13 protein-coding genes and 1 pseudogene are annotated in these 17,303 nt (G+C 42.5%); 3 read left to right on the forward strand and 11 right to left on the reverse strand.

Going from position 1 to position 17,303, the window contains the following annotated elements; translation table 11 throughout:
• Nucleotides 1–72: 72 nt before the first annotated feature.
• Nucleotides 73–1,524 (reverse strand): MFS transporter, encoded by a 1,452-nt coding sequence (locus tag V7K53_RS15675; RefSeq protein ID WP_335198435.1) that lies wholly within the window; start codon nucleotides 1,522–1,524, stop codon nucleotides 73–75.
• A gap of 99 nt (nucleotides 1,525–1,623) precedes the next feature.
• Between V7K53_RS15675 and V7K53_RS15680 the strand changes: the two genes are divergently transcribed.
• Nucleotides 1,624–2,151 carry a phosphoribosyltransferase gene (locus V7K53_RS15680; protein ID WP_335198436.1) on the forward strand — a complete coding sequence of 176 codons (528 nt, stop codon included), beginning with the start codon at nucleotides 1,624–1,626 and terminating at the stop codon, nucleotides 2,149–2,151.
• A gap of 27 nt (nucleotides 2,152–2,178) precedes the next feature.
• Here V7K53_RS15680 and topA read toward each other — a convergent pair whose 3' ends face one another.
• Entirely contained in the window at nucleotides 2,179–4,350 is a 2,172-nt protein-coding gene (gene topA / locus V7K53_RS15685; protein ID WP_335198437.1) for a type I DNA topoisomerase, read from the reverse strand.
• A 140-nt stretch (nucleotides 4,351–4,490) separates the two neighbouring features.
• Nucleotides 4,491–4,685, reverse strand: coding sequence for a hypothetical protein (locus V7K53_RS15690; protein ID WP_335198438.1), 195 nt, complete (start codon nucleotides 4,683–4,685; stop codon nucleotides 4,491–4,493).
• Between V7K53_RS15690 and arsH the strand changes: the two are divergent.
• Nucleotides 4,684–5,333, forward strand: a pseudogene (arsH, locus tag V7K53_RS15695) (arsenical resistance protein ArsH). The gene V7K53_RS15690 and the pseudogene arsH overlap by 2 nt on opposite strands.
• A gap of 70 nt (nucleotides 5,334–5,403) precedes the next feature.
• On the opposite strand, the gene V7K53_RS15700 reads toward arsH, so the two are convergent.
• The 6 genes from V7K53_RS15700 to V7K53_RS15725 form a co-directional block, all read right to left on the reverse strand.
• A complete protein-coding gene (locus V7K53_RS15700) occupies nucleotides 5,404–6,090 on the reverse strand; it encodes a PHP domain-containing protein (protein WP_335198439.1) in 687 nt (228 codons plus the stop codon).
• Nucleotides 6,091–6,596: 506 nt separating this feature from the next.
• A complete protein-coding gene (locus V7K53_RS15705; protein ID WP_335198440.1) occupies nucleotides 6,597–7,733 on the reverse strand; it encodes an AIR synthase related protein in 1,137 nt (378 codons plus the stop codon).
• Nucleotides 7,734–7,812: 79 nt separating this feature from the next.
• Nucleotides 7,813–8,019 (reverse strand): hypothetical protein, encoded by a 207-nt coding sequence (locus V7K53_RS15710; protein ID WP_069070599.1) that lies wholly within the window; start codon nucleotides 8,017–8,019, stop codon nucleotides 7,813–7,815.
• 297 nt (nucleotides 8,020–8,316) lie between these two features.
• The gene (locus tag V7K53_RS15715; protein ID WP_094350617.1) at nucleotides 8,317–8,919 is read right to left on the reverse strand and encodes a superoxide dismutase; all 603 of its coding nucleotides are present in this window, start codon (nucleotides 8,917–8,919) and stop codon (nucleotides 8,317–8,319) included.
• Between the two features lie 523 nt (nucleotides 8,920–9,442).
• Nucleotides 9,443–11,050 (reverse strand): bifunctional pantoate--beta-alanine ligase/(d)CMP kinase, encoded by a 1,608-nt coding sequence (locus V7K53_RS15720; protein WP_335198442.1) that lies wholly within the window; start codon nucleotides 11,048–11,050, stop codon nucleotides 9,443–9,445.
• Nucleotides 11,051–11,235: 185 nt separating this feature from the next.
• Entirely contained in the window at nucleotides 11,236–12,339 is a 1,104-nt protein-coding gene (locus tag V7K53_RS15725; RefSeq protein ID WP_335198443.1) for a septal ring lytic transglycosylase RlpA family protein, read from the reverse strand.
• Nucleotides 12,340–13,229: 890 nt separating this feature from the next.
• Here V7K53_RS15725 and glsA point away from each other — a divergent pair.
• A complete protein-coding gene (glsA, locus tag V7K53_RS15730) occupies nucleotides 13,230–14,201 on the forward strand; it encodes a glutaminase A (protein ID WP_335198447.1) in 972 nt (323 codons plus the stop codon).
• 98 nt (nucleotides 14,202–14,299) lie between these two features.
• Here the strand turns inward: glsA and V7K53_RS15735 are convergent, their stop codons facing one another.
• Both V7K53_RS15735 and V7K53_RS15740 read right to left on the reverse strand, forming a co-directional pair.
• On the reverse strand, nucleotides 14,300–15,115 hold the full coding sequence (locus tag V7K53_RS15735; protein ID WP_335198444.1) for a DUF1838 domain-containing protein: 816 nt from the start codon (nucleotides 15,113–15,115) through the stop codon (nucleotides 14,300–14,302).
• Between the two features lie 359 nt (nucleotides 15,116–15,474).
• Nucleotides 15,475–16,659, reverse strand: a complete 1,185-nt coding sequence (locus V7K53_RS15740) for an AbrB family transcriptional regulator (protein WP_335198445.1) — start codon at nucleotides 16,657–16,659, stop codon at nucleotides 15,475–15,477.
• Nucleotides 16,660–17,303 lie beyond the last annotated feature (644 nt).

Here is a 17,303-nt window from a genome sequence, read left to right on the forward strand (position 1 = left end):
AATTTAGTTGCTCTCAGACCCTTTTGGCTATGAAGAACATGATTCTCTAAAACCTGCTGCTCCCCTGCTCCCTTAACTCCCCCTCATCTCTTGCCTTTCTTTGAGTTTCAGCATAATTTCAGCGTGCATCTCGCGAGTAATTGGGTAAAAATACGTTAAAATCAAGCCAAAAATCAAGCAAACTGTAGGTATAGGCCCAACAGCAACGCGAATAGCAAAAAGTGCTGATTCCGGTTGGATGGGTAGTGAACTTCCAGCTACAGATTCTTTGAAACCGGCTACTTGCAAAGCATTTCCCACCAAAAATAGTCCCAAAGCTAAACCAAATTTTTGCAGCAAAACCATGAAGCCATAAAAAATGCCTTCTCTGCGTTGTCCAGTTTGCAGTTCATCTAATTCAATTACATCTGGAATCATTGACCAGGGAATTAGATAAGCTGTGGATACACCAATACCTGCCATCACAGCCATCACATACATCAAAACTATTTGACCAGGCTGTAAGAAAAATAGTCCGGCTGCTGCTATAATCCACAAACTCATTCCCAGAAAATAAACAACTTTTTTGCCGATTTTTTTACTCAACGCTCCCCAGACAAATAGCATCAACAGAGCAGTTCCTTGGACTGCAATCATCACTGTGGGCACATCTGATTCTTTGAGTCCCATACAATTGACTACAAAATAGGGAATAATGCTGGCTGTTACCTGCACACCTAGCCAAGAACAAAGATATATACCAATAACAAATAAAAAAGGTCGGTTACTAAAGACAATTTTTAGCTGTTCAAAGAAGGGGAGAGATGCAGGTTCCTCGGTTTGGCTGCGTTTAGCCTCAAAAGCTAAGATGCGATCGCGGACTCCAAAAACGCACCAATATAATCCTAAAATCGAAATTACAGTAGAAACTGCTGCTAAAACAAGATATTGTTGTTGGCGATCGGCGATCGCTGAAAAAACAATTTGCGTTAAAATCAACGATAAAATGCTGCCACCAATAGAAAATGTAAAGCGATAGCTGTTAAGGCTGGTGCGTTCGTCGTAATCTTGAGTCAGTTCTGGAGTCATCGCCGTATAAGGCAAATTCACAACCGTGTAAAACGCCTGAGATACCACCCCAATGACTACGTAATACCAAAATAATGGCCAAATATTCTCACTCTGATTTGCACTAAATTGCGGTACAATCCACTGCAAGAAAAAGAAAATTCCAAAGGGGATTGCTCCATAAAACATCCAAGGAAGACGACGCCCCCAACGACGAGATTTCGTTTTATCAGTCAGGAACCCGACAAACGGATCGTTTATGCCATCCCAGATTTTGCCAATCATCAAAATACTGCCAGCTAAACCCGCAGGGATACCAGCAACATTCGTGAAGAAAACCAGCAGAAAAAAGACGGAGATATTTGCGGTGATTGCTGGTCCTAAATCTCCTGCACCGTAAGCCAGCTTTGTTTTTAAGTCGAGTTTTTCACTGAGAATATCTCGTTTGGCACCGCCATCAGCTGTAGAATCATTCATAAAACTTTGCACTCATACTAAAATAAAAAATCTGCGATGCCAAATAGCCCGTCGTAGACATCGCCTTCAATACAGCCATCTACCACTCCCGTTAGACTTATGCCAGACCTTTATGTTTCTTGGTCAGATTATCACCAAAAAATTGAACAACTGGCTATTCAGATTTATGAGTGCAGTTGGGAATTTAACCAGATTATCTGTCTTGCCAGAGGAGGACTACGAGTTGGAGATATTCTCTCCCGTATATACCAGCAACCACTGGCAATTTTAGCAACCTCATCTTACAGTGGCAGTGGCAATGGCAAGCAAGAAAGAAGTAATTTAGTTTTCTCTCGTCACTTGACAATGACTGCCGAAAAGTTAGGTTCGCGCATTCTCCTAGTGGATGACTTAGTAGATTCTGGGATCACACTCCAACAGACTATACCTTGGCTCAAGCAAAATATTGATTTTCCCATTGAGGAAATTCGCACTGCGGTTCTTTGGTATAAAGCTTGTTCAGTTATAGCACCCAATTATTATGTTGATTATCTGCCTGACAACCCCTGGATTCACCAACCCTTTGAACACTACGAGCAGGTGAACATCGCAGAACTTGCGGGTAAGGTAAATAAAGTTAGGAGTTAGGAGTGAAGAGTTATTAATTCAAAACTCCTAACTTTTAACTCCTAACTCCCCAAACTTAGGACTCCACCACCCTTTTGGCGTACTAAAATAAGCCACATCTTTATGTTTGGTATCCTTACGGGATTGTGAGTCAGAACATCGCAACATTGTTTTACTCTGTCCCTCTTTGATGTAACTGTACTCCTCTAGAGGTTTCTTACATACCGGACAGGGATATGCCGTTATCTTCACGGGAGGCTTTTGTTGATTCTCAGCTTGGACTGCTTTAGTTTGTGGCGGCTGCCAAGTTTTGTTAAAGTCGCTCCAAAACAGCACGACATTTTCACAGCCTTTTGTGCATTTGAGGAAATATTTCTTTTTAACCTTAGTACTCGGAATTTTGGCAAGAAAATTTTTGCATTCAGGGCATCGAGTTTTAGAAGTTTCATATTTGCGCTCTGTTATCACATTAGCTTTACCTATTGAGGAACTTGGAACTATAGTTTTAGCTTTGGAGAGCGCTGGTATAAAGTAATTTTGATTCCAACTAGTTAAATAATGCTGCCAAGAGTTTTTTCCTTCAGAAATTGCATCAAGGGCATCCTCCATTTTTGCTGTGAATTCCGCCTCTAGTAAATCAGGCAGTGCTTTGAGCAAAAACGCATCAACTTCTAACCCTAACGCTGTCGGTTGCAGATGGTCTTTTTTCAACTCAACATAATTGCGTTTTTTTAAGGTAGCAACAGTAGGAGCATAAGTACTTGGGCGACCAATTCCTTTACGTTCCATCAACTGTACCAATTTTGGTTCACTGTAACGGGGTGGTGGCTGCGTCTGCTTTTTCTCATGTCCAGCATTCTCCAGTTTCAGCGCTTGTCCCTGTTGTAATGAAGGTAAAACACTATCCTTGCTGAGATTGTTCCAGTATCGGGCATAACCGTAAAATTCAATTACTTGCCCTCTAGCTGACCACAGTAGAGAACCAGATTGAGTAATCACCAAAGTTTTACGCAATTGAGCAGCACGACACTGAGAAGCAATTGACCGTTTCCAGATCATCACATACAGATTAAACTCATCATCAGGAAGTTCTAAACGCAACTGAACTGAGGGACGAAACACATCCGTTGGACGAATCGCTTCATGTGCTTCTTGAGCCGATTTGCTACTGCGATGCTTGGCGACTTGCTGCGGTACATTCGGCGGATCATTTTGCTCCAACCATTTACGAGCGCTGGCACAAAATTCTGGACTCAGCATTACTGAGTCTGTCCGCATATATGTAATCAACCCAGCTTCATAGAGCTTTTGGGCCACAACCATAGTTTTGTCGGGAGCAAACCTCAGCTTTGAACCGGCTGCTTGCTGAAGGCTGGAGGTTGTAAATGGTGGCGGTGGCTGGCGGTTAACGATTTTTCCTTCAAAATGAATCACCTGATGAGGATGTCGCTGTGCTTCTTCAACTAAACGTGTAGCCTCTGCTTCGGAAAGAACGCGCTTAGACTCCGGTGTTTCTGGACTATTACCTACCTTTGCATCATCATGAGTTTCAGTTTCTTGGTCTGCTGCATCTTTTGCAGAATCGACCGTCCCTTTGTAAAAAGCCCGAAATCCTTCAGCATAATCTACCCAGACACTCCAGTAATCTTGGGGGACAAAAGCCAGAATTTCGTTTTCTCGCTGACAAATCAAGTGCAACGTCGCGCTTTGGACTCTGCCAACACTCTTAGCGCCGTTATTTAATGCCCAAACTAAAGGACTACCCTTATAACCCACCAGCTTATCTAGGCAATCTCGGCACAGTCCAGCACCGATTAAGTTTTGGTCTAGTTTTCTGGGATTAGCGATCGCACTCTGCACCGCCGATGCTGTAATCTCAGTATAAATTACTCGTTTCGGTTCCCTTAAACCCAGCGTTTCTTTGAGATGCCAAGCGATTGTCTCGCCTTCCCGGTCTGGGTCAGTTGCTAAAACAACTTCATCAACCTGCCTCACCGCAGACTTGAGCTTCTGGATTGTTTCTTTCGCTCGTTGGTCACGCGGAACGTAATTGCATCGGACATTACTGCCGTCCATGACGAAGCCCAAGGAATCGTCCCCTTCATTGCTGAGTTCGCGGATGTGACCACAACTAGCTAAAACTTTCCAATCCGAACCCAGAATTTGACTGAGTTTTTTGACTTTTCCGGGAGATTCTACTACAAGCAGGCGTTTGATCATAGCAACTGCGTTCTAGATTTTGAGCAATAAACTGGCAATTGTAATTAGCGATCGCCTATTCTCGTGATATGGATTTTCTAGAATACTGTACCAAAAAGCTTTGGAAATTGCTTAACTGTGTAGCTCAAGCAAAAAATAAGTCAAGGTTTTCCAGCTAATTCCCCAATTGTACGTATACACAACCAAACGGAGGCTAGTCCACCGAGTCCCATTGCAACTACACCATCATTACTGACAAGTTTCTCAAGGCTATCGTAATGTATCAATGTTTTAGATATTAAATAGCTACCAGAAATTCCCCCGGAAACAGCAAGTGCTAAATTAGCAATTACCATGACGACATTTAACCATCCTCCCAGAATTTTATTTTTGTATGGCTCCCTGCGCGAGCGTTCCTATAGCCGCCTTTTGGCAGAAGAAGCCGCACGCATCATTGAAGAATTTGGGGCAGAGGTAAAGTTTTTCGATCCCCGCGAACTGCCGATTTACGGTAGCGTACTTGACACCCACCCAAAGGTGCAGGAGTTGTGCCAATTAAGCCTGTGGTCAGAAGGCCAGAGTTGCACGGTCAGATTTCTGGCATTATGAAAAATCAAATTGATTGGATTCCGCTTAGTATTGGAGCCGTTCGCCCGACTCAAGGGAGAACTTTGGCTGTGATGCAAGTGAGTGGAGGATCTCAGTCTTTTAACGCTGTCAACACATTAAGAATTCTTGGACGCTGGATGCGGATGTTCGCGATCCCCAATCAATCGTCAGTGGCTAAAGCATATCAGGAGTTTAACGAAGACGGGACTATGAATGATTCACTCTACCGCGATCGCGTTGTCGATGTGATGGAAGAACTTTACAAATTTACTTTGCTATTGCGTGACAAAGTTAATTATCTTACAGACCGCTATAGCGAACGTAAGGAAAAAGCTGCCAAAGAGACAATCACGATCGCCTCTCAATCTCTTGAAATTAACTCTAAAACAAATTGACTATTGAGCATCAAAAAAAGATAACCTCCTGGCAGATTGAACCAGGAGATTTAAAAAAATTGATTCATCTTTACAAGCGTTGTAGCAGACTCAAACCGTGGCTATCAGTACCACAGGTATTGAAAAGAAAGTATTCATCAGCCAACTTTTGCACTTGTTCTGATTCCAATACGCTGGGTTTCCAAGGGTTAGGATTATTATAGGCGTAGAAAGTTTCCACGCCATCGATCCCCTTTTGGGCCGCAGCTGGAATTAAGTCAAAATGCGATCGCTTGTAACGAGCTGGATGAGCCAGAACTGCCAATCCCCCAGCTTCATGAATAGCGTCAATCACGTTACTTGCCTGATATTCTTGCCCTGTAGTCGGCCTTCTTTGCAGATAGGGTTTCATACTAGGGTGTTCTATGGCAAAAGCGTAAGCCAAAATGTGAACTTCTATATTCAAAAGGTTGGCATTGATTTCCACGCCACTCCACAGGTGAGGAGTTGTTGCATGAGAATTATTCCACTTCCAATCTTCTAACCAAGCAAGTGCAGCTTGATAGCCGATAATACCATGATGATCGGTGATGGCTAACCCTTTTAACCCAATAGCGATCGCCTGCTCCATCAATGCACTAGGCTGCAATCTACCATCCGAGTAGACAGTGTGCATGTGAAAGTTGAATAACCTTGGACAACTATGTGCATCAATGTTACGGAATACTTGCTTTAAAAGTTCTGCCGAAGTTGTAGTACGGGCCAAATTTACAGCCATAACCCCCTCTGAAGAAAAATATCTATCCTTAACACACCAAAATGCTACATGTCTGGATGAGAAAGAACCAACACTAAAAATTAGTATCGGTTGCTACTTTCTCAGCTTTCTCAGCAAATTTTTCAATATGTTAAGACTACGTTAGCAAATCTTAATCTCAGTAGTCATGGGTAATTTGCACTACTTTGCAATCAAGTAGTAGTAAATATTACATATAAATCTTCATAAATGTGCCTATAGCATCTGTGTTAAATGGCTTATAGAATAAAGGTTTAGTAGAGTAATTATCTCTAATAAGCCTGAAATGCAAATTGATTTTGTGTGTAAAAAATATTATTTTTCTCAGTAATTACAGGTTTTTTATCACCAATAATGACTTTAGCGTAGGCGTAGCCCGCCGCAGGCATCGCATAAGTGAGTCTAAAATAGCTTTGAGAAAACTAGCGATGTCTACGATGGTCACTGAGCGCAGCCGAAGTGCGGGCTATGCCTACGCTTGGGCTGCATTATACCCCTCGCGCAATTCCAAAAGAATCTCCCTTCAAGGTGACTCCAAGGGGTTCTATTACTACCTCGCGGGAAACAGACGCTTCAACTCTTCCGGCAATCGCAGCCGAAAGTTGATGTTCTCTTGCAAGCAGGACAATTCTTTCTGCATCCTGTTCCGACTCTGTATAGAATGCGAATCCTGCACCGTAATTGAACACCGAAAGCATCGTCTCGGCTCCGCCCTCAAGATGACTCTCAACAAATGTAAATATCTCTGGGACTGGGAGCATCGTTTCAATAACATACCGAAGCGGCTTCACCGACCGCATCAGCTTTTGCCAGCCATGACCAGTTATATTCTCCATCGCCGTGGGACGAATTCCTTCGCCAAGCACCGCCTGTACAAGCGGCGTGTAGAGATATGAAGCAGCATTCATCGCTTCCCAGAATTCTTGCCCACTCGGAAGTTTTGTTCTGTAGCCATCAGGAAGCGACTCAGCAAGCTTTCGCAGTGGGGTAAAACCGTTCTCATGGGGGCCTGAACTTTCGATGAGAACAATAGTGTTTCCGGCATCCAGACGCGAGCTATCAATGGGAGCGACACCAGGAGGCATAACCCCAAAAACCGAGCCGGCGATGTCGAGCCGACCTGGAATCATCTTGGTTTTTAGTTGAGGAGTTTCCCCTGAGAGATACACACACCCGACTCGTTTGCAGCCTTCAACTACTCCATCAAGAAACCCATCAAGGAAAGCGGGGGTAAAAATTGTTTCAGGAGTACTCGAAGGCAGATAAAGACCGAGAAGTATAGTCTGCATACCTGAAGTTGCGGCATCGTTCGTCAGACACGAGATGATCTTGATACCAATATTCCACCAAAATCGTCGAAGTTCTTCTTCAGAAAGATCGTCAGGTCGAGTATCGTCTGCGGTTCCTAGTCCTTCCGGCACAAGTGTCATCGAAAGTTCTCTAGCCCCCGCCTCTAGAAACGGAGCGAGGTTGAAGCTGAAAGCGTTAGCACTTGCTCCCAGACCTGATGCGGGGACGATGCCATAAGCGCTTGCAAAGCCAAGTGTGCGTTTTGCAGCATCGATGAAGCGTCGTTTTGCAGCATCGAGAGTATCGTAATCGACTTGATCGAGAGCTTGAGCCATCAGGTTGTGTTTTAAGCTAGAAGTTAGGAGTTAAAAGTTAAGAAAATTCATAACTGATAACTCCTCACTTTAAAATACCTCAAAATACCTCATCTTCAATACCGCGCCACCATTCCCCCAAATTCATCAAGTCTTGGTAAATATCTTCTAATTCTTTGGTGTAGACATCGTTTGTCAGGGTGGCTCGACGCTCTTGCAATTTTTTGAGGCGCAGTTGTACCAATACCCAAGGTTTAGAGATGCTATTCGTTGCTTCGATGTATTGCGCTAGTTCTTTGCTATCCATATATTTTGATTTATCCACCATCCTCCTCAACGCCTAACCAAAAACAGCCACGATACTAGTACAATGTCTAAGCTAGTTTTCAGGGTTTGTAGTAAGCACTAAAGTGCTTAGAAAATAAGGACTTTAGTCCTTACTACGAACTCGCTTACCCATCAATTTAAACTTGACTGACTACTGTCGTGACTGCCGATAAGGGTGTTAAATGAATTATTTCTACTTTACATATCTGGCACAAGCTGCGTAGCCGTAAGGCAGCTAGCTAAAAGACATTGCACCCAGTTCAAAACTGTCAAGTAATTAAGCTTTAGCCAAGTTTTCAGCAGCAAAGTCCCAGTTGACCAAGTTTTCTAGGAAATTCTTGATGAACGCTGGACGGGCGTTTTTATAGTCAATGTAGTAGGCGTGTTCCCAAACATCTAAGGTTAGGAGTGCCTTCTTACCATGAGCTAGGGGATTTTCTGCATTTGGTGTTTTGATCACCTTTAGCGTACCACCATCATCAATGAGCCAAGACCATCCACTGCCGAATTGAGTTGCAGCCGCGTTAGAGAACTCTTCCTTGAATTTGTCAAAACTACCAAAATCTTTATCAATTTTGGCTGCGAGTTCACCTGTGGGTGTGCCACCACCTTGTGGTTTCAAAGAATTCCAGAAGAAAGTGTGGTTCCAAACTTGGGCAGCGTTGTTGAAGATTCCCACCTTAGAAGAGTCTTGGAAGGAAATTTTGATCACTTCTTCTAGGGACTTATCAGCAAGTTCTGTACCTTCAGTGAGCTTGTTGAGGTTGTCTACATAAGCTTTGTGATGCTTGCCGTAGTGATACTCAAAAGTTTCAGCTTTCATGCCAAAAGGCTCTAGAGCATCTTTTTCAAAGGGTAGTGGGGGCTGTACAAATGCCATTGTGTCAAATCCTCTCTTTACCGGTTTCCAGTTTTAAGCTATTGCAAAAGTTTGGGAAATTAATAGCTTTTATTTGTAGGGGTTTTATGTCTTTGATTAGCGAAACATAAAACTTAACATCGTCATTCTACTACCAAAGTGTAGATAAAGTGAAGACGGAAACAAAGTACTTTGGTGATAAGTCAAATCAATAGTAATTCCTGACTATAAATAAAAATGACTAATATCTTGTAGCGAAAGGCTAATAACTAACTAGCATTTAGCAATTAAAGCTTTAATACTTCTATCTTTAGTAAGATTAATTACGATTTGGAAAATCAGTCGAAAGCAAGATGATTTAATATTAAAAAAATAAATGTGACAATATTATTTACAATTAAAGAAATGTTAATTTTCAAATAATAATTATAGTCAATAGTCAAATTATCTATTTTCTTTTTAAATACATTTTTAAGGATGGTAAGTAAATAATCACTCACCTACCACCCTTTGAAACTAGAAAACTAACAGCAAATAGCAGTAATTAACACTGAGATAAACGTTGTTGGTAATAGTTAACAATCTGTGCCGTGACTTCAGACACGTCCAAACCATCAGTTTGAAGTTCGATCGCATCTGCTGCTTTCCGCAAAGGAGAAACCTTGCGTGTACTATCTTTCCAGTCACGTTCGGCGATGTCGTGTTCCAACTGCTCTAAACTCACTTCAGGTTGACCTTGGGAGTGAAAGTCTTGCTGGCGGCGACGGGCACGTTCACCGACTGAAGCCGTTAAGAAGATTTTAACTTCGGCATCGGGAAATACGTGAGTACCAATATCCCGACCTTCAGCAACTAAACCACCTTTTTTACCCCAGCTTTGCTGTTGTTTAACCAGTGCTTGACGGACAGCGCTTTGTGCCGCGATCGCAGATACTTGAGATGTTACCTCAATGGTACGAATTACCTGAGTAACATCAGTACCATCAATCCAAACCCGCACGGATGATTGTAAATCCTGGGTGGGAGTCAGTTCAATTTTACACTGATTAGCTAATTCTGCGATCGTACACTCATCGTCAATAGCAATCCCCTTTTGCAGTACTAACCAAGTGACAGCACGGTACATCGCTCCTGTATCTAAATACACTAAATTCAGATTTGCTGCCACTTGCCGCGCCACTGTGGATTTTCCAGCGCCGGCTGGGCCATCAATGGCGATGATGGGTTGACGATCGCGCAATATGATATTGTCAATCAAACGTGTAGCACCAAGACGAGCTGCGATCGCCAACATTCCTTCCTCCTCAACTTTTTCTAAAGACATCAACGTAGTCGGTTCAACCAATTCAATATATTCCACTGAGACTGTGCTGACCATTGCCACTTCTTGCTGTACCACTGCTATCAACTTGTTGCTATTGCGATCGCCTGCAATGAATGCAGCTTCAGCTCGTTGCAAGCCACGATATAAGACTGCTGCTTGCTCTTTTGCCGTTGCAGTCAAATATTGATTGCGAGAACTGAAGGCCAGACCCGACGCTTCCCGTACTGTTGGACAAGCAACAATTTCTACTGGCAAATTTAAGTCAGCCACTAAGCGTTTAATAATTGCTAGTTGCTGACCATCCTTTTCACCAAAGTAGGCACGGTCAGGCTGTACCAAATTGAAAAGTTTGGTAACAATCGTAGCGACACCCTGAAAGTGACCTTGCCGAGAACGACCACACAAGCCTGTCATCATAGCAGATGGGGGGATAACTTGTGTAACCTTTGATTCTTGTATACTCTTCTGAGGAACTGCCATTTCTTCCGGAGTCGGTGCAAAAATGGCATGTACCCCAGCTTGTTCGCAAAGTTTTTGGTCTTGCTCTAAAGTGCGGGGATAGCGTTGATAATCCTCATTAGGAGCAAATTGCAGGGGATTGACGAAAATACTTACAATCACCGTAGAATTTTCGTGCCGCGCCCGTTGGATTAAGCTTAAATGACCTTGATGCAAATTTCCCATCGTTGGCACCAGACCGACTGCCGTCTGATACCAGCCAGTCATCTCATCTAGTCTCAGATCCTCAGCAACCGCAATTAGCTTGTTTTCTGAGCAGCGTTTAGTTAAATAGCAGCGTAAAGCTGCGACTGTTGTCAGCAGGCGCACAAAAATACCCCTAGTTCTTATCGATCCCTCCCCCGTTAGTTTATATCCGAAATAGAGGGAAGAGTTGATTGAACTAGGGGAATTAAGTGATACGGAACTGGGATTGGGTCTAGGGGAAAGGTTATAGGTGACAGGCGATCGGGAATAATTTTTCCCCTGTAACCTGTAACCTGTAACCTACTCGATTATTTCCCCAAAACTTCAATATGCACTGGTGCCACGCCACTGCCCATCATTCCCAAAATTCGAGCCGCGCCGGCAGACACGTCAATGACTCGACCCCGAATGAATGGGCCTCGGTCATTAATCCGCAGCACTACGGAACGACCGTTGCGAGTGTTAGTTACACGAACTTGCGTACCAAAGGGTAAACTACGATGAGCGGCAGTCATTGCTTCTGGATTAAATCTCTGACCGCTAGCAGTCTGAGTACCAGAACCGTCATAGCCGTAAAAAGAAGCCATGCCTCTCAGGGTGGCTCGCACTACTCCGACGGCAACCTGTTGGGGTAGCTTTGGTATTGATATTTGTTGACGTACTGGTAAATTCGCAATCTCTTTTAGGGGAGATGCATTGCCTAATAGTCTCCGCAAGCGATTGGTTGCTTGCAATGCATCTTGCGCTAGATCGTTGGTACTACCTGCTAATCGCGTACCTTCGCTGATTTCGACCAACTCTTCGCCATTAATTTTAATTACATAGCGATCGCCATTTTGTTGGACAGGAACACTTTTGTTTTGCGCTCGATCGGCAGTAGATTTTTCCCCTGCTTTCCAACTAACGGTAATCTTACTCCCGTCCACGTTTTCCCGATTCAACTGGTTGATCTTAGCTGCTATTACACTAGCTATCTGAACCGGGTCATTGTCAGCGGAGCTAATCTGGTTACTCGCATCTGTGACGTTCCCAGTATTGAATGCATTTGATGAATTGCTAGCAATAAGGGCGTACGATTGTACGCCCCCAGTATTGCCAATTGCACCAACTTTTTTAGTCTCAAGATTCGTATTTGATACAGAACTCAAAAAGGTGAGAACAGGTATATTTTTGATAAAAAGGGTTGCCGCCTTACGTCCTTTAATGTTGTGAGGATGAATTTCTGTAATCACAGCATCCAAGGTTTGTTTCCCTGCTGTTGATTGGTACTCTCCCACCTTAACCACATCAGGGGCAGGTGATTTTTGGGATGCTAGCGCATTTCCTTTGGTGGTTTGAGTGCAACCGACTGATGGTATTCCCAAAACAGTCAGAAACAGGGCAACAATAGTCCACAAATGTCTTTGATTCATGCGTCCGTTTTTGAAAGCGACTGTAGAACTTAAAGTTTTATAACTTGTGGGATTTATCACTAATGAAAGTGATTTCCCTTTTGAAAAACTCGAACTCGTTCCGTTTTCACTTTGTTCTTTATAACTGCAACAGACTAACACGAACCTTTTGGCTTGGGGATCAGGGTTTTAGCGTAACTATCGTCTACTTTCTCAAATTCCCATTCCAATTTGAAGGTCGAAACCTTTCTCAAAAGCGGACTTTGGCTATGTAACGCTTTTTTCCGTAAGTCAAAAATTTATTAAAAAAACTTTACGCTTATTTCACACTAAAGTAGCGATACCCTATTCACATCACTTCTAAAGGCTCGCAACTATCCGTGTATTCTAGATCACATTGTTTTTGGCTATTTCCTATAAGAAGTTAATATAACTTTAATTAAATAGCATCGGCATAAATACTTAAAATCATTTATTTAATGAAATATTTAGATTTAACTATGAATAAGTTGTGATATGAGTTACATCTTAAAAAATTATGCAAATTAGTTTGAGTTTAATATCTTTTTTCAAAGTTTTTTCTACTTACATCAATCATTACTTTTGTTCTCCACAACTAGACTGATATTGGTGATCAATATAACTTCCGTTAACCGTATTGCTGAGTATAAAAAAAAGGACAATACTCAAACTAATATTTTTCAGGATTATTGACTTAAAAATTAAGAAAACTTTGCGATCGCTTAAACAACAGATGTTGCATGTGATAAAAGCTACATTTTGTCTTGTTTGTCTTCAGTAATTGCTCAAGTATGATTTTTTAGAGCAAGCTGTTTTTGACAAAATCTTTGTAACTGTAGGGATGTACAGCTGCACCTCTTCTATATATAGTAGGTATTTTGGGAAATGCCATCAGCCTAATGACAAATCAAGGAGATATAGAAATAGAACCATCGCCCTTATTAGCTTTTCTCAACGAGTTACATTCCCAGTACAAGTCTCTGCGGGAGGGTGCAGTAGCAAAATACATTCCTGAACTGGCAAAGGCAAACCCGGATTTGTTCAGCATTTGCATTGTGACAGTAGACGGTCAGGTTTATAAAGTTGGGGACTACGAGCAACTTTTTACCATTCAGTCAATTTCTAAAGTGTTTGCTTATGGACTTGCCTTAGAAGATCATGGGCTAGATTACGTTTTGACAAGAGTTGGCGTTGAACCGACGGGAGATGCATTCAACGCGATTGTTTTGGATGAGCAATCGAAGCGACCTTATAATCCAATGGTAAACGCTGGAGCGATCGCCACCACCAGCTTAATCAAAGGTTCCGGCCCCACCGAACGCCTCAACCGAATGCTGGATATGTTTCGCCGATATATTGGCCGCGATGTATTCGTTGACATTTCAGTTTTTACCTCAGAACGCAGCACAGGGCATCGCAATCGCGCAATGGCGCATTTGATGCTCAACTTTGGCATGATTGACCGAAACATTGAAGAGGCGCTGGATCTTTATTTCCAGCAGTGTGCTGTGATGGTGAATTGTCAAGACTTGGCGGTGATGGCGGCTACCCTTGCTAACAGAGGTATTAACCCCATCACCAAAGAACAGGCGGTAGATAAGCGTTACATCAAAGATATTTTGAGTGTTATGTATACCTGTGGGATGTACAACTTTGCAGGTGAGTGGGCTTATAAAATTGGGATTCCGGCGAAAAGTGGAATTTGTGGTGGGATTATTGCCGTTGTACCCAATAAGATGGGCATTGGAGTTTTTTCACCGTTGTTGGATGTGCGTGGTAATAGTGTGCGGGGGGTAAAGGTGTGTGAAGAACTTTCCCAACGGTTAGGTTTACATCTATTTGATTGTTCGGGTCAAGAGTAAATTAGAAGGCATTGAGTAGAAGGGAGAATAAATACTGTCTCCCAACTCCAAACTCAGCACTTAGCAGGAGTTAAACGCCCCACTACTGCTAATAGCACTCAGGACTCTTCTGCTTGGGGAAGCGGGAAGGTTTCACCAGCTAAGTAAGCTTGAAAGTGCTTTTGGAAGTACAACCAGGAAGTCATATCTTCCCCATCTATCAATGCTTTTGGGGCTTGTTTATATAAAGGAATACGGTTATTAATTTCGTCTTGCAGCACTGGGGGCAGTTCTGTTAAACCATTGACTTTGCTGCCAACAGCACTGTAAATAAGTTGACCGGGGCGATCGCCCATTTTCATCCAAGGAAGCCATTGACCAATCCGATCCCAACTCAGTTTGAGTTCAGAAACTGATTTAAGGGCTGGGTTGAATAAATCTGCGGTTGGTACAGTTAATTTAAACAACTCCGCTGCCTGATAAATTGGATTTGGGCTGTATTCGGCAAATTTGCGATCGTCTGCTAAGGGATTGGGGTAATAAGGAAATATATCAAAAACGAAGGTTGTGCTGTCACCATCGACTTGTGCGGGGAAGTTTCCCTCAAACTTACCCTGCACAGGATTATTGGCAACGTGAATCACCGGAACTGTCTCGCCTGTCCAAGGATTCTCCCATTTGGATAAAACCTCATCTGTTTTTGGGTTGAGGTAGTAAGTTAGTTCCCTAGAAGTAAAATCCCAGCTACCCTCTGCTGTGGGAATACATCGGCTAACGCTTAATCCCAGCATCTTAAACAGGAGTTGTCTCTTCTCACCGGGAATAAAAGCGTAAATTTTACCTTTCCAAATCAGGAAAGTGGATTCGCTAGGGTCAAGGGAAGAACGAGTTTTAACCCAGTGCTGCGCTTCAAGTTCTTGAATTTGGGCAACCATCTAAAGCATCCTTAATATTTGGATAACAAAAGAATAAGCTAATCAGCATTCAAGTTGCATCTTTAGAAGTTAGAAGACAGGGGAGGAGTAGAAGAAATATATTTTGGAATGAATGCAACAATGAGTCTTTGAACTCCGTTAACGAGTCTTTAATACTCGCCGACGAGTCTTTGATACTCGTGAATGAGTCTTTGAACTCCGTTAACGAGTCTTTGATACTCGTGAATGAGTCTTTGAACTCCGTTAACGAGTCTTTGATACTCGCCGATGAGTCTTTGAACTCCATTAATGAGTCTTTGATACTCGTGAACAAGCATAAAAACTCTACTATTTTGCCCAATGCCCAATGCCTTTATCAATTAAACTGGTTCAGAAACCTGCTCATCCAGACGGCGAAACAAAAACACCCAAAGAGGCAAGGAACTATTGATCGCAATTAGTCGCACTAAATGACCAGTTGTGACAATTTCAACATTATGATTCAATGCCAGGGAAACTAAGATCATTTCTGCCGATCCTCCTGGTGCTGTGACTAAAAGACAGGTTAACCAGTCCCAAGAGGTTAATTGAATCGCAAGTATAGCAGCGATCGCTCCGGCTACAAGAGTCATCCCCACAGACATGAAGGCATAGGCGACAGTCCGCTTTCTCAAGTTGGGTTTGTCTCCCCAATATTCACCAATCGTAATTCCCAGCAGCATTTGGCCCAATAAGTTTATTATTGGCGGCGGACTAAAGCTAATATCACCCACAAAAGGCAGCCAATGTAGCAAAGGATTAAACCCGATGCCAATCAACAATGCACCAAAGAAATCGCCAGCGGGAATTTTAAATAATATAGCTGGATAAACTACTAATCCAGTAATTAGCAGTACTAACAACAGTAATTCTAGTTGAGATGGATCGAGATTGAGCCAGGCAGCGTTGATTGGGAGCGTTTGCGGATAGTAATTACCAGTTGATGTTTTAACGACGAGGGGAATTAGAACAACTACACAAGTGACGCGAATCGCCTGAACTAGGGCAACCAAGCTAACATTTTTATTGTAATCGGCTGCGATCGCCGCCATAATTCCTACACCGCCAGGAACTGTAGCCAGCATTGCTGTAAATAGGTTGGTTTTGCTGACGCGAGAGTAAATGTAACCGATACAGCCTCCACTCAGCAGCAGAAATAAGGTAAGAAAAATAAATATAGGAATACCAGAAGCAACACTAGCTAGATTAGCGTGGGCATTGGAAGCGCCGACAGTTAAGCCGACAAGTACCATTCCCACTTTTCTAGCGGTGCGGTTAGGTTGGGGGGAATATTGATAAAAAATTCGACACCCTTGGAGAATCACTGTACCAGCTGCAATCCCACCAAATATCCAGGCAATCCTGCCAATTTGGAACTTTGTGAGGAGTAAACCTAGAGGTAATGCCAGAAGCATTTCCAAGACAAGGACAATTACTTGCTTCCTAGATAGCTGTTGTTTCGTAGCAACAGGATTTTGATGAGTATGTTCTTCCAGGCTGGGAGTACCACTTACACTTTGATTCATCGATACTAAGCTTTTTTTTAAGTCTAAGCTATAGGTGCAAAAGTGGATCTCCGGTGATGCGATCGGACACGACACATTACCGGAAACAAGCTAGATAGTAGAGGTGTAGGGTTTGGTTCCAGTAGCAGGTTTATTTTATATTTAGATTTAAGTTAGGCTTGGTGAAAAATCAATTCACTATTAAGCTGGACTTAATGTTCCAATTTTCTTAAAAAGTCTATCAACAAATTCTTGTTTTGAAAAGTTGCTCGAATTGTATCGCTATTATTATAATCAACGATAACTTAAAATTTTTCAAATTCTCCTACTGGACTGTCAATCTTAAGCGTATCCAGCCCACTAATTGCATCATCAATACTATTAAATTCGTATCTCTTTCCGAAAAGCGGAATTAAAACTATATTACTAAATTACTAATGTAACGCTCAAGACAATTTCTAAGCGTTTCCATAAACCTATCTACTTCTTCTTGACAAACTCGCATCAAAGCCTGTCGCAGTTTTTCTTTATCTGAACTAGTAAGACTATCAAGTTGTCTAAATGCTGTAGCCCACCTTCCGCACCCTAACTGTCACAGATCAGCAAAAAGCAGACAGAGTAGTACACAAGAACTAAGAAATATCAAAAAGAAAGCAGAGTTAATA

Origin of the sequence: Nostoc sp., assembly GCF_036917355.1 — a bacterium.
In the GTDB taxonomy this organism is placed as follows: domain Bacteria; phylum Cyanobacteriota; class Cyanobacteriia; order Cyanobacteriales; family Nostocaceae; genus Nostoc.